Here is a 12820-nt window from a genome sequence, read left to right as displayed (position 1 = left end):
GCCGGGTGTGGTCCGTCATCGTCTGCGCAGTAGCGGGAACCGATTCCGCCGCTGGTCGCGCAGGACGAGTTGCGCGGCGCTGCGACCGCTCGCACCGGACACACCGCCGCCGGGATGGGTCGACGCGCCGGTCAGATACAGCCCCGGTGCGCCCGGCACTCGCTGCCCCGACAGTTCAGGCAGCGGCCGCCACAGCATCATCTGGTCCAGGGACATCTCGACGTGCATCACATTGCCGCCGCGCAAGCCCATCTCGCGCTCCAGATCGACCGGTGTCTGCACGTGGCGCCGCAGCACCGAGTCGGCGAAACCCGGTGCGTAGGAATCGACTTCGGCGATGATTCGGTCGGCTTCGTGGTCGGCGTGCTCGGCCCAGTCACTGCCGTCGGCCAGTTGGTATGGGTGCCACTGGGCCCACAGCGAGACCTGATGTTCTCCGGGGGCTGCGATGCTCGGGTCGAGTGCGCTGAAGCTCATCGCGAGAACGACCGGGCGTGGCGGCAGGTCGCCGGCGAGCGCCGCGCCGTGCGCCAGCCGCAGCTGTCGCCGATCGGACACCAGAAACTGCAGGCCGTGCGCGGATTCGTCGGTCGGGCTGCCTGGATACCGCGGCAGCGATCGGGTCGCCAACCGAACTACCATGCCGATGCCGGGCCCGACGCGGATGCGACGCTGCCAGTCGTCGAGCACGGCCGCGTCGTATCCGCCGTCCCGCAGCAGATCCAGGGTGGTCAGCACATGGGTGCCCGCGATCACGGTTTCCGCGTGCAGGTCTCGACCGGATGCGGTGTGCACCCGCCAGCCCTCGCCCGCGCGTTCCAGCGCGGTGACCGCATCGCCCGCCGACACCGTGCCGCCATCGGCACGCAATCGTGCGACGAGCGCCGCGCTGAGCGCACCACTGCCGCCGACGGCGCGGCCAGGTGGCAGGGTGTGCATGAGCGCGGCGAAGCCGACCATCGGCGCGGTGCCAGGCTCCGACATCGGAGGACCCGACTGGGCGCCGAACCAGGCCAGCGACGCTTTGAGCCGCTCATCGTCGAAGTAGCTGTCCAGCAGGGCATCCCCGGACTGGAGAAACTCCCGTGACAGCGCACTGCCACCATCGCGGGCGTCGAGCCCCCAGAACGAGCGCAGCAACCTGCCGGGTGTGGGCGATCCGCCGAACGCGCGCATCACCCGTGCGGACCGCGGCCCCCAGACATCGACGAAACGTCGATACGCGGCGGCATCGCGGGCACCGCAGGCCGCCGCGATCGAGGCGCGGGTTCGATCGAGATCGCGATGGAACACGATCGGCGCGCCACCGCCGGGGCCTGCCGGTGTGAACCCCCATGGGTCGCAATCGATGTAGCGCAGCCCGAATCGGGCCAGCTCCAGCTCCTCGATGATCCCGGTGTGCCGCACCATGATGTGCGCGGATGACCCGCGGTCGACCAGATGTCCTGGAAAACGTTCGACGGTCGACACCGCGCCGCCCAGCACGTCGTCGCGCTCGAGCACCTCGACCCGGTGCCCGGCGCGCGCCAGATAACAGGCCGCGACGAGCGCGTTGTGGCCCGACCCGATCACGAGAACCGTCACGTGACCCTCACCGGCGCACCGTCTCGGACGTGCACGCTCACAGCGGCAGCCGTCGGCCGAGGATGGCGAACGGCCGAGTGTCGCCCGCGAAGACGAAGTTCCGGACCACATCGGTGAATCCCTGTCGCCGGTACAGCCGCCAAGCGCGGTTGCCCTCCTGATCCACCTCCGGGGTGGACAGCAGGACGGCGCTTTCGGGCCGGTCCTGGAGCAGCCGAGTCAGCAGTGTCGCGCCGATGCCCCGGCCCTGGGCGGCCGGGTGCACGTGCAGCTCGGTGAGCTCGAAATAGTCCGAGAGCAGTTCGCGCGCAGAGTGTTCCGGCCACCCCGAGCGTCGCATGCCGCTGTGCACCTGCTGGTGCCACCACTGGTGTGCGGCGCCCCGATAGCCGTAGGCGATCGCGACGATCGGCGACGATCGTAGGTCGACGTGCCCGGAATCATCGGGCACGACGGCGGCGACCGCCTGCCAGCCGGGACGGGTGGTGTGCTCGGTCCACATCGGCGCACGGTGCTGCTCGGTGCCGCGCGGGTAATCCATCGCCGCGACATACACGGCCAGCGCATCGTGGAGCCGGGAGCGCAGGGCCGCGACCGAGAGGTCGACGACGACGGGTGCGGGGGTGTGATTGGGCTTGACGGCAGTCATGGCTCTCGTCGGGCCGCGCTGGCGCGGAAGTTTGTCGGTGGGTGTCTCTATATTCAATCTCAATTCAAACGTTCGAATACCTGTTCGATCCGCGCGGTGGCGAGAAGTCGGCTTCCGCGCACACGATGGGCCAGGTGCGCGATTGTGGAGGGACGGCTGATGTCTGGTCGGATCGAACATGCGGGACAACCCGGTCGGGCGGGGAAACTGCTGAAGAAGGCCGACGGCCTGCTGATGCAAGCGGCGGGCGAGGAGGATCCGCGGGAGCGATTCCGGACCGCGTATCTCGCGGCGTTGCGTGGCGCGGGCGCGGTGCTCGCGTTCACGGGTGCTGACGCCGCACCGCGAGCGCGCTCGCGCAACGCCTGGGTGCTCTTGCAACGCGCGGCTCCCGAATTCGTGATGTGGGCGGACTACTTCAGCGCGCGCTCGGAGACGCGCGCGGCGCTGGAGGCCGGCCTCGATCGTGATGTCGACAACCAGCAGGCCGACGAGTTCTATTCGCGGGTAGGCGCATTCCTGCACGACGTGGAAGATCTCATCGACGCGGGGGCTCGATTGCGCCCGGCGCCAGGCTGGAACAACGGCATGACCGCATAGCCATCGGCGTGTCGGTTACGGCCTTATTGCCGCCCGGCTCGGCGCAATTTGGCGACAGACTGGTCTGGCTGGGCCCATTAGGTGGTACGGCTTTGATCGAACTCGTATCATTGGTGACAGATAGCCGCCAAGGTCGGCTGTCTGTCGCCTACCCGGAGGCGACAGCCAAGTCCTAGTGCCGGGGGAGGTACCGTGCCACTCTCCGAGCACGAGCAGCGCATGCTCGAACAAATCGAGAGCGCTCTCTATGCTGAGGATCCGAAGTTCGCCTCGTCCGTCCGCGGCGGACGCCTTCGCTCGACCTCGAGTCGTCGCAGACTCCAGGCCGCAGCTTTGTTCGTCCTTGGTCTGTTTCTACTTGTCGCTGGTATCGCCGCTCCGGTGAAGCTCGGCGACTTTCCGATCATCAGCCTGATCGGATTCATCGTCATGTTCGCCGCAGGCGTGCTGCTACTGGTCGGCAGTTCGAAGGGCATCGCCAAGGGTGACCGGACGGGCGAAGCCCAATCCGGTGGCGCGAGCGGCGGATCGAGCGGACGTGGGCGCCAGCGCAAGTCCGGTGGCTTCTCCGAACGCATGGAGGATCGATTCCGGCGACGGTTCGAGCAGGAGTAGCTCGCCCATAGCCGACATCTCGCATAACAGACGGCGACGCCGCACCGAATCGGTGCGGCGTCGCCGTCTGTTATGCGAAACGTCGAGCGGTCAGATGATCTTCGGGCGGGTTTCCCTCGATGCCCCACATCACCCCACGAAGTTCCCCCACCAAGCCCCATTCATCTACTGAATGGGGCGGCACCAGGGCGTTTGCTGGTTGTTGTCGGGCGGCCGTTCGGTCGGGCGGTGCGTGTCGGCGAACACCTGAAAAGTTCTCCACCGTGGTGATAGCTGGGATGACCTGCGGAATCGCCGAAGCGGGGAGCCAGATCACCCCGCGTTTCGATTGAAAGTGGGGGAAAGTGGGGTAATGTGGAGCGCGCACTACAGGAAAGTCGTACATCCGAGGTGATCGCACTCCCCGCGCAGGTGGGGTTGATCCGGGAGGTATCGGGTTGTTTCTCGGTACGTACACACCTCGGTTGGATGACAAGGGGCGACTCACGTTGCCTGCAAAGTTTCGAGACGATCTGGCGGGAGGGTTGATGGTCACGAAGGGTCAAGACCACAGCCTTGCCGTGTATCCCAAGGAAGAGTTCACCGCGCTCGCTCGCCGAGCCGCGGCGGCGTCTCGGAGCAACCCGCAGGCGCGCGCGTTCGTCCGCGCGCTGGCAGCCGGAACCGATGAGCAACGTCCGGATGCCCAAGGCCGGATTGTGTTGTCGGCCGACCATCGTCGTTACGCGAACCTGGACAAGGAATGCGTGGTGATCGGATCGGTCGACTTCCTCGAGATATGGGACAAGCAGGCGTGGGATTCCTACCTCGCCGAGCACGAGGAGGACTACGCGGAAGCGAGAGACGAGTCGCTGGGCGGAATCTTCTAACCGAGCGAACGAGTGCCACGCGGCCTCTGCCCGGACGTGGACCCTGACGTACTTCCCCGACGCCAGGTGCCGTGTTTCGGACAGAGACCACGCGGCATTCGTATTTTCGAAAGCAACTGTCTATCAAGGCGACCCGTGCGATGGTCGGACTCTTATCCGCCCAGACGCTCCAAGTAGTGCAGGACGACGCGAGGCAAAATCCCGGGAGGTCGAGGTGAACCGCGAACAGCACGGTCCCCGTCATGTTCCGGTTCTGCTCGGTCGAGCTGACGAACTTCTCGGACCGGCATTGGGTGAACCCGGTGCCGTCTATGTAGACGCCACCCTCGGACTCGGCGGGCACGCCGAGCACTTCCTGCGCACCTATCCGCAGATCCGTCTGGTCGGACTCGATCGCGACACCTCGGCGCTGGCACTTGCCGCTGAGCGACTACGCCCGTACGAGGACCGAATCACCCTGGTGCACACGCGGTATGACGGTATCGCCGCGGCGTTGAACGAGGCCGGGCTGGCGAGCACCGGCTCGGTGAGCGCCATCCTGATGGACCTCGGTGTGTCCTCGATGCAGCTGGACGAAACCGATCGTGGCTTCGCCTATTCCGTCGACGCACCGCTGGACATGCGGATGGATCCGACCACCGGCATCACCGCCGCCGACGTGCTCAACACCTACAGTCACGGCGATCTGGCTCGCGTGCTGAAAACCTATGGGGAGGAACGCTTCGCGGGCAGGATCGCGTCGGAGGTGTTGCGGCGGCGACAGCAGAAGCCGTTCACCACGAGCGCCGAACTCGTCGAGGTGCTCTACGCCGCGATTCCGGCCGCGACCAGGCGGACCGGCGGGCATCCAGCCAAGCGGACCTTCCAGGCGCTGCGGGTGGAGGTCAACCACGAGCTCGATTCGCTGCGGGCCGCGCTACCCGCGGCACTCGATTCGCTGCGGCTGGGCGGACGGATTGTGGTGATGTCCTACCAGTCACTCGAGGACCGAGTGGTCAAGCAGGAGCTCGCACCGCGCACGACATCGCGGACTCCGGTCGACCTACCGGTCGAATTGCCCGGTATGGGACCGGAATTCAAGCTGTTGACCAGGGGCGCCGAGAAGGCGACCGAGCAGGAGATCGAGGAGAACCCGCGCGCGGCGCCGGTAAGGATGCGCGCGGCAGAGAGAATCCAGGAGGGGAATTCATGAGTGTTCGGACGCGAGCCGTCGAGGCGCCGGGCCGGGTCGCCCGCCGGGTTCAGGCTGCCGAGCGGGTCAAATCCGGTGCGGCGCAACGCGCTTACGCCCGCCGCCGACTGCGCGCCGAACACCTCACCGACACGCCCGCCCTGCCGAAGCGGCGGGTGTCTGTCATGGCGACCCGAATTCCGTTCGTGGCGGCCATCATCGCGCTGCTCGGCTGTGGTCTCGCCTTCACGTTGCTGCTGACCACCCGGGCGGCCGAGGACAGCTACCAGCTCGGCGACGCCAGGCAGGCCAACAGGAAGCTGTCGGAGGAGCGGGCGTCGCTGCAGCGCGAGGTGGAGGCGGCCGATTCGGCGCCGGAACTCGCGGCACGGGCGCGCGAACTCGGCATGATCCCGGCCAAGGATCCGGCCCGCATCGTGGTCGCTCCGGACGGCACCGTGACGGTGATCGGCAAACCGACTCCCGCGCAGGGACCGCCGGTGCCGCCGCTCAATACGGCGCCGGCGGCGCCGATCGCCTCGCAGCCGGGACATGTGCTGGCACAGGGCGAGCGTGTGGTGCCGGTGCCGTCGTCACGGCAACCGTCGACGCCCGATCATGCGAACGCGGCGCAGGCCAACGGCGCACAGGCGCACACCTCGCCGCCTAGCCCGACGCCCACTGCGCCTAGCCCGAGTCCGGCCGCGCCCGCTCAGGCTCCGGTGGAACAGCCTTCGGTGCCGTCGCCCATCGAGGCGCCGCAGCCCGGCGCCCAGCAAGCTCGGGCGCCGGAAGATCAAGCACCGCAGGAACCTGCCACGCAGCCGGAAGTGCCGCAGGAACAGCCCGTGCCCGGCGGGGCCACGCAGTGACCCAGACCAGGCCCGCGCCGCGACAGCGGCGCGGGCCGAATCCATCCAGAACACCGAGGCCGCGGCCCGCCGCCAAACAGCAAGACCGTCCGCTTCGGCTTCGGCTCGGCGTCGGCCGGATCGTGATGCTGGTCGCGTTGCTGGTCGTCGCGCTCCAATTGCTCTGGGTGCAGAGCTTCGCCGCTCCCGGCCTGTCCGAGCAGGCGGCAAGCCAGCGCACTACGCGCAAGATCGAAGAGGCCACCCGCGGCCCGATCACCGATCGCAACGGCAAGTCGCTCGCCTTCACCATCAGTGCGAAATCGCTGACCTTCCAGCCGGTCCCGGTCCGCAAGCAACTCGAGGACGCCAAGGCCAAGAGCGCGAAGGCGCCGGATCCGGAGGAGCGGCTGCGCGCCATCGCGAAGACCATCCACGAGAAGCTCGGCAAGGACGCTCCCAGCGAGCCGGAGTTGCTGCAGAAGATGCGCAGCGACAAGACATTCGTGTACCTCGCACGCAACGTCGACTCGCGCATCGCCTCCGACATCATCGTGCAGTACCCGGAGGTCGGCGCGGACCGGCAGGACGTGCGCGAGTATCCGGGTGGTTCGCTCGCGGCCAACGTCATCGGCGCGACGGGCTGGGATGGGCACGGCCAGATGGGGCTCGAATCCTCGATGGACGCGGTGCTGGCAGGCACCGACGGTTCGCATACCTATGATCGCGGCTCGGACGGCGCGGTCATCCCGGGCAGCTGGCGCGACAAGCAGTCCGCGGTGAACGGCAACGGCGTCGAGCTGACCCTCGATTCGGATCTGCAGTACTACGTGCAGCAGCAAGTGCAGCAGGCCAAGGAGATGTCCGGCGCCAATTCGGCGTCCGCGGTGGTGCTGGATGCCAAGACCGGCCAGGTGCTCGCCATGTCCAACGACAACACCTTCAATCCGGCGCTCGGTCCCCAGAATTGGGGCAACGCCGAGATGTTCAACCCCTCGGTGTCCGACCCGTTCGAGCCCGGCTCGGTCAACAAGATCGTCACCGCGGCCGCGGCCATCGAATACGGACTGACCAATCCCGACGAGGTGCTGCAGGTTCCCGGCGAGATCCGGATGGCGGGCGTGACCGTCCACGATGCCTGGGTGCACGGCGTCGCGCCGTACACCACCACCGGCATTTTCGGTAAGTCCTCCAATGTCGGCACGCTGATGCTGGCGCAGCGGGTCGGTGAGGACCGGTTCGCGGACATGGTGCACCGATTCGGGCTCGGCCAGCGCACCGGTGTCGGCCTGCCGGGCGAGAGTACGGGCCAGGTTCCGGCCCGCGACCAGTGGTCCGGCGGCACCTTCGCGAACCTGCCCATCGGCCAGGGCCTTTCGATGACTACGCTGCAGATGACCGCGATGTACCAGGCGATCGCCAATGACGGCGTGCGGATTCCGCCGCGGATCGTCAAGGCCAAGATCGCACCAGACGGCACCAGGACCGAAGAGTCGGCGCCCGACGGAGTGCGGGTGGTGAGCCCGCAGACCGCGGCGACACTGCGCACCATGTTCCAGGCGGTGGTGCAGAAAGATCCGATGGGCGTCCAGATGGGTACCGGCAGCCCCGCGGCGGTCGAGGGATATCAGGTCGCGGGCAAGACCGGCACCGCACAGAAGGTCGATCCGAGCTGCCGCTGCTATTCGACCTCGTCGTTCTACATCACCTTTGCCGGGATGGCGCCCGCGGACAACCCGCGCTATGTCATCGGCCTGATGCTGGACGCGCCCATCCGCAGTTCCGACGGTAGCGGTGGCGGCTCAGCGGCTCCGCTGTTCCACAACATCGCCTCGTGGGCGCTGCAGCGCGACCGCATCCCGCCATCGCCGGAGCCGGCCAAACGGTTCGTTCTGCAGGCTCAGTAAAACTATGCGGCTGTCGAATTGCCTCGTTTCGCCCAGCATGTCCCCGCCTCGGCGGTCACATGCCGGGTCGGCGACGGGTGCCGGCGGCCGCTTCGCCAGACTTGCGAGGTCGAATCGGTGAGCCGCGTTGTCCGGCCATGAGTAGACGTCGGTAACCTGACTCGTCGTTCCACTCCAATTCGTCAGTCCATGTTGTCCGTGCCGATACCCGAGAGGAGCCTTGTGCCCGCGCAGTCCAGCCAGCACGCGCTCCGGCCGACCCACCCGCGGTCGACGTCGTTGTCCACCGTGCTGGAGCTGACCGGCGCGAGTACGCCGGGGTCCGTCCCGGCCGACCTCCTTGTCACGGGTATCGAGCAGCGCTCGAATGCGGTTCTGCCCGGCGATCTGTTCGCCGCACTGCCCGGCGCGCAGGCGCACGGCGCCCGATTCGCGCGCGACGCCGTCGAACGGGGCGCGGTCGCGGTGTTCACCGATGCGGTGGGCGCGGAAATGGCGGGTGAGCTCGGCGTGCCGGTGCTGGTGCGCGAGCAGCCGAGATCGGTGCTCGGCGAGCTGTCCGCCGCGCTCTACGGCAATCCTTCGCAGCGGTTGCGCATCGTCGGCATCACCGGGACCTCGGGCAAGACCACCACCGCGTATCTGGTCGAGGCCGGGCTGGCCGCCGCGGGCCTTTCCACCGCGCTGATCGGCACCATCGAGACCAGGATCGGTGGCCGCCGGGTACCGAGCGCACTGACCACGCCCGAGGCGCCACAGCTGCACGCGATGTTCGCGCTGATGGTCGAGCAGGGTGTGGACGCGGTCGTGATGGAGGTGTCCAGTCACGCGCTCGCGCTCGGCCGGGTCGACGGCGTGCGCTTCGCGGTGGGCGGTTTCACCAACCTGTCGCAAGACCACATGGACTTCCACACCGACTTCGAGGACTACTTCGCCGCCAAGCGCGAGCTGTTCGAGGCCGAGTCGCCGGTCGCCGCCCGCACCGCGGTGATCTGTGTCGACGACGAGTGGGGTCAGCGGTTGGCCGCCGGGCTCGCGCGTCCGATCACGGTGTCCACCAACGGTTCCGCGGACTGGCACGTCACGGGCGAGGTCACCGGGCACGGTGGCGAACAGGAGTTCACCGCCGCCGGACCGGACGTGAGTGTCGATGTGCGCTTGCGGCTTCCTGGCCGCTACAACATCGCCAACGGACTGCTCGCGGTCGCGCTGTGCGCGGCGGCCGGCGTCGATCCCGCCGTCGCCGCGCCCGCGCTCGCCGCGGTCGATGTGCCAGGCCGGATGCAGCGGGTGGAACGCGGACAGGACTTCCTGGCCATCGTCGACTACGCGCACAAGCCCGCCGCGGTCGAGTCGGTGATCGCCACCCTGCGTGGTTACCTCGCGACGGCGGCGGAATCCACCGGTCGGCTGGCCGTTGTCGTCGGCGCAGGCGGCGACCGGGACGCGGGCAAGCGGCCGCTGATGGGCGCGGCCGCGGCGCGCGGCGCCGACCTGCTGATCATTACCGACGACAACCCGCGCACCGAGGACCCCACGGCTATCCGTGCGGCCATGCGCGCGGGGACCGAGGACATTCCGGCCGACGAGCGCGGCGAGATCCGGGAGATCGGCGATCGGGCCGAGGCCATCGCCGCCGCGGTCGACTGGGCGCGGCCCGGCGACGTAGTGCTCGTCGCGGGCAAGGGACACGAAGCAGGGCAGGAGATCCAGGGTGTGAAGCATCCGTTCGACGACCGCGACGTGCTCGCGGCGGCATTGGAACGGCGCCTCGGCAGCGACCATGCCCACCAGACCATCACTGCCGACCAGACCACACAGCAAGCACATCGAAGTCCGCAGAGTTCGGACGCGGAGGACTTGACGGTTTCATGATCGAGATGACACTGCGGGAGATCGCGGACGTCGTCGGCGGCACGCTGCACGACGTACCCGACCCGGAGGTGACGGTAACGGGTTCGGTCGAATTCGATTCGCGCCGAATCAGTTCCGGAGATCTGTTCCTCGCCCTGCCGGGCGAGCGCTCCGACGGCCACGACTTCGCGGGCGCGGCGGTTGCCGCGGGTGCGGTCGCGGTGCTCGCGGCCAAGCCGGTGGGGGTACCCGCGATCGTGGTGACGCCCGACTCCGGCGCGGTGCCCGCGACTTCGGTTGCGCTGGCCCATGATTCGGACGGCTCCGGTGCCGCGGTGCTCGCCGCATTGGCCACGCTCGCGCGGATCAGTGTCGAACGGCTCAGTGCGGCAGGCGGACTCACCGTTGTCGGAGTGACCGGTTCCTCCGGCAAAACCTCGACCAAGGACCTACTCGCCGCCGTGTTGGCTCCCTTGGGGCCGGTGGTTGCCCCGCCGGGTTCGTTCAACAACGAGCTCGGTCATCCGTGGACCGCACTGCGCGCCGACACCGGCACCCGATTCCTGGTGCTGGAACTGTCCGCCCGCGGCCCCGGCCATATTGCCGCGCTCGCGCACGTCGCGCCGCCGCGGATCGGCGTCGTCCTCAATGTCGGTACCGCCCACCTCGGCGAGTTCGGCAGCCGCGAGGCGATCGCCAAGACAAAGGGCGAACTGGTGGAGGCACTCCCGCCCGCCGGGCTCGCCGTACTCAATGCCGACGATCAGCAAGTGGCGGCGATGGCCGATCGCACGACCGCACGCGTGGTGACGGTCGGGCAGACCGAGCGCGCCGACATCCGGGCCACCGACATCCGGCTCGACGACGAGGCGCGCGCGGGCTTCACGCTGCACACGCCGAGCGGCAGCGTCCCGGTGCGGCTGGCCGTGCACGGCGAACATCAGGTCGGCAACGCACTCGCCGCCGCCGCGGTGGCCCTGGAATGCGGCGCCGACCTCGACACTGTCGCGCAGGCGCTCTCCGGTGCCCGCGCCGCATCGGCCCGTCGGATGGATGTGCGGACCACCGCGGAGGGCGTCACCGTCGTCAACGACTCCTACAATGCCAATCCGGATTCGGTGCGAGCCGCGCTCAAGGCGCTGGTCACCATGTCGCGCGCGGGTGGCACCGCGCGGCGCAGCTGGGCGGTGCTCGGTGAAATGGGCGAACTCGGCGAGGAATCCGTGATCGAGCACGACCGGATCGGACGCCTCGCGGTACGCCTCGATGTCGACCGCTTGATCGTGGTCGGCACCGGGAGGCCGTCCCGGGCGATGCACCAGGGAGCGGTGATGGAAGGCTCATGGGGCGAGGAGTCGATTCTCGTGCCGGATATCGGCTCAGCCATCGCGCTGCTCGACGATGAGGTCGAAGCGGGCGACGTGGTGCTGGTCAAGGCGTCGAAGTCGGTGGGCCTGTGGGAGGTCGCCGAACATCTGACCAGTGCAGAGCGTGCGCGGGGTCACGCGGGTGGGACTAGGGCGGGGTCTAACACGGAGGCGGCAGGAGTGAGTGAGCGAAGCGAACGAACCGAAGGCACAGCGGCCTTCTGCCGAACGACGGAGCCGAGCGTTAGCGAGGCGGAGTCGTGAGGCAGATTCTATTCGCGGCAGGCATAGCGCTAGCGGTGTCGATCCTGCTGACGCCGCTACTGATTCGAACCTTCGCCAAGCAGGGCTTCGGCCAGGAGATCCGGGTCGACGGCCCAGCAAGCCACCAGGCCAAGCGCGGCACCCCGACCATGGGCGGCGTGGCCATCCTGATCGGCCTGTGGGCCGGCTACCTGGGCTCGCATCTGATCGGCATCGGCTACGACGCCGAGGGGCCGACCGCGTCGGGTCTGCTCGTGCTCGGCCTGACCACCGCGCTCGGCCTCGTCGGCTTCCTCGACGACTTCATCAAACTGCGCAAGCAGCGCAACCTCGGCCTGACCGCCGCTGGCAAATACCTCGGTCAGCTGACCGCCGCAGTCATCTTCGGCGTCCTCGCCCTGCAGTTCCGCGGCGGGAACGGTCTCACCCCGGCGAGCAGGCATCTGTCCTACGTCCGTGACATCACCACGGTGTCGATGGGCGCGATCATCTTCCTGGCCTTCGTCTGCATCATCGTGGTCGCCTGGTCCAACGCGGTGAACCTCACCGACGGCCTCGACGGTCTCGCCGCGGGCTCGATGAGCCTGGTGCTCGGCGGCTATGTGGTCATTTCGTTCTGGCAGTACTACCACGCGTGCGCGATCAAACCGGAGGCCGGCTGCTACAACGTTCGCGACCCGCTGGACCTGGCTCTGGTGTGCGCCGCCGGCGCGGCCGCGTGTGTCGGGTTTCTCTGGTGGAACGCCGCACCGGCCAAGATCTTCATGGGTGACACCGGCTCGCTCGCCCTCGGCGGCATGCTGGCGGGCTTGTCCATCACCACCAGGACCGAGCTGCTGATGGTCGTCATCGGCGCGCTGTTCGTGGCGGAGGCGGCCTCGGTGGTGCTGCAGGTGGCGGTGTACCGCACCACGCGCAACCGATTGTTCAAGATGGCGCCGTTCCATCATCACTTCGAACTGAGCAAGTGGGCTGAAACTACGGTGATCATCCGTTTCTGGTTGTTGGCGGCGATCGCCTCCGCGGTCGGACTCGGGCTGTTCTATAGCGAATACCTCTCCGCGGTCGGGTGAATTAGCGATGGTCGAA

Annotated in this window: 11 protein-coding genes; 9 read left to right on the top strand and 2 right to left on the bottom strand. The window is 68.0% G+C overall.

All coding sequences use genetic code 11. The annotated features are described in order from the left end of the window. Window positions 1–15 precede the first annotated feature (15 nt). Window positions 16–1584: a phytoene desaturase family protein gene (locus tag ACFQZZ_RS13740; RefSeq protein ID WP_378679213.1), complete on the bottom strand. Its 1569-nt coding sequence runs from the start codon at window positions 1582–1584 to the stop codon at window positions 16–18. A gap of 37 nt (window positions 1585–1621) precedes the next feature. Beyond that, window positions 1622–2233 carry a GNAT family N-acetyltransferase gene (locus tag ACFQZZ_RS13735; protein ID WP_378679210.1) on the bottom strand — a complete coding sequence of 204 codons (612 nt, stop codon included), beginning with the start codon at window positions 2231–2233 and terminating at the stop codon, window positions 1622–1624. Between the two features lie 159 nt (window positions 2234–2392). On the opposite strand from ACFQZZ_RS13735, the gene ACFQZZ_RS13730 reads away from it, so the two are divergent. From ACFQZZ_RS13730 to mraY, 9 genes are all read left to right on the top strand, one after another. Then, window positions 2393–2833: an SAV_6107 family HEPN domain-containing protein gene (locus ACFQZZ_RS13730; RefSeq protein ID WP_378679207.1), complete on the top strand. Its 441-nt coding sequence runs from the start codon at window positions 2393–2395 to the stop codon at window positions 2831–2833. A 192-nt stretch (window positions 2834–3025) separates the two neighbouring features. Further along, a complete protein-coding gene (locus ACFQZZ_RS13725) occupies window positions 3026–3448 on the top strand; it encodes a DUF3040 domain-containing protein (RefSeq protein WP_378679204.1) in 423 nt (140 codons plus the stop codon). Between the two features lie 437 nt (window positions 3449–3885). After that, the gene (mraZ, locus tag ACFQZZ_RS13720) at window positions 3886–4317 is read left to right on the top strand and encodes a division/cell wall cluster transcriptional repressor MraZ (protein WP_328411392.1); all 432 of its coding nucleotides are present in this window, start codon (window positions 3886–3888) and stop codon (window positions 4315–4317) included. A 214-nt stretch (window positions 4318–4531) separates the two neighbouring features. Further along, on the top strand, window positions 4532–5509 hold the full coding sequence (gene rsmH / locus ACFQZZ_RS13715) for a 16S rRNA (cytosine(1402)-N(4))-methyltransferase RsmH (RefSeq protein WP_378679201.1): 978 nt from the start codon (window positions 4532–4534) through the stop codon (window positions 5507–5509). After that, window positions 5506–6360 (top strand): hypothetical protein, encoded by an 855-nt coding sequence (locus tag ACFQZZ_RS13710; RefSeq protein ID WP_378679198.1) that lies wholly within the window; start codon window positions 5506–5508, stop codon window positions 6358–6360. Before rsmH ends, ACFQZZ_RS13710 begins: the two co-directional genes overlap by 4 nt. Window positions 6361–6485: 125 nt before the next feature. Then, a complete protein-coding gene (locus ACFQZZ_RS13705) occupies window positions 6486–8246 on the top strand; it encodes a peptidoglycan D,D-transpeptidase FtsI family protein (RefSeq protein WP_378679196.1) in 1761 nt (586 codons plus the stop codon). Window positions 8247–8435: 189 nt separating this feature from the next. Continuing rightward, window positions 8436–10121, top strand: a complete 1686-nt coding sequence (locus ACFQZZ_RS13700) for a UDP-N-acetylmuramoyl-L-alanyl-D-glutamate--2,6-diaminopimelate ligase (RefSeq protein WP_378679193.1) — start codon at window positions 8436–8438, stop codon at window positions 10119–10121. Further along, window positions 10118–11731, top strand: coding sequence for a UDP-N-acetylmuramoyl-tripeptide--D-alanyl-D-alanine ligase (gene murF, locus ACFQZZ_RS13695; protein ID WP_378679191.1), 1614 nt, complete (start codon window positions 10118–10120; stop codon window positions 11729–11731). The genes ACFQZZ_RS13700 and murF overlap by 4 nt, the downstream gene beginning before the upstream one ends. Beyond that, window positions 11728–12804 (top strand): phospho-N-acetylmuramoyl-pentapeptide-transferase, encoded by a 1077-nt coding sequence (gene mraY / locus ACFQZZ_RS13690; RefSeq protein ID WP_378679189.1) that lies wholly within the window; start codon window positions 11728–11730, stop codon window positions 12802–12804. Before murF ends, mraY begins: the two co-directional genes overlap by 4 nt. Window positions 12805–12820: the final 16 nt, after the last annotated feature.

Source organism: Nocardia sp. GCM10030253 (assembly GCF_042675075.1).
In the GTDB taxonomy this organism is placed as follows: Bacteria; Actinomycetota; Actinomycetes; order Mycobacteriales; family Mycobacteriaceae; genus Nocardia.
The sequence above is the reverse complement of the archived record's forward strand: the minus strand, read 5'-3'. Positions and strand labels throughout refer to the sequence as shown.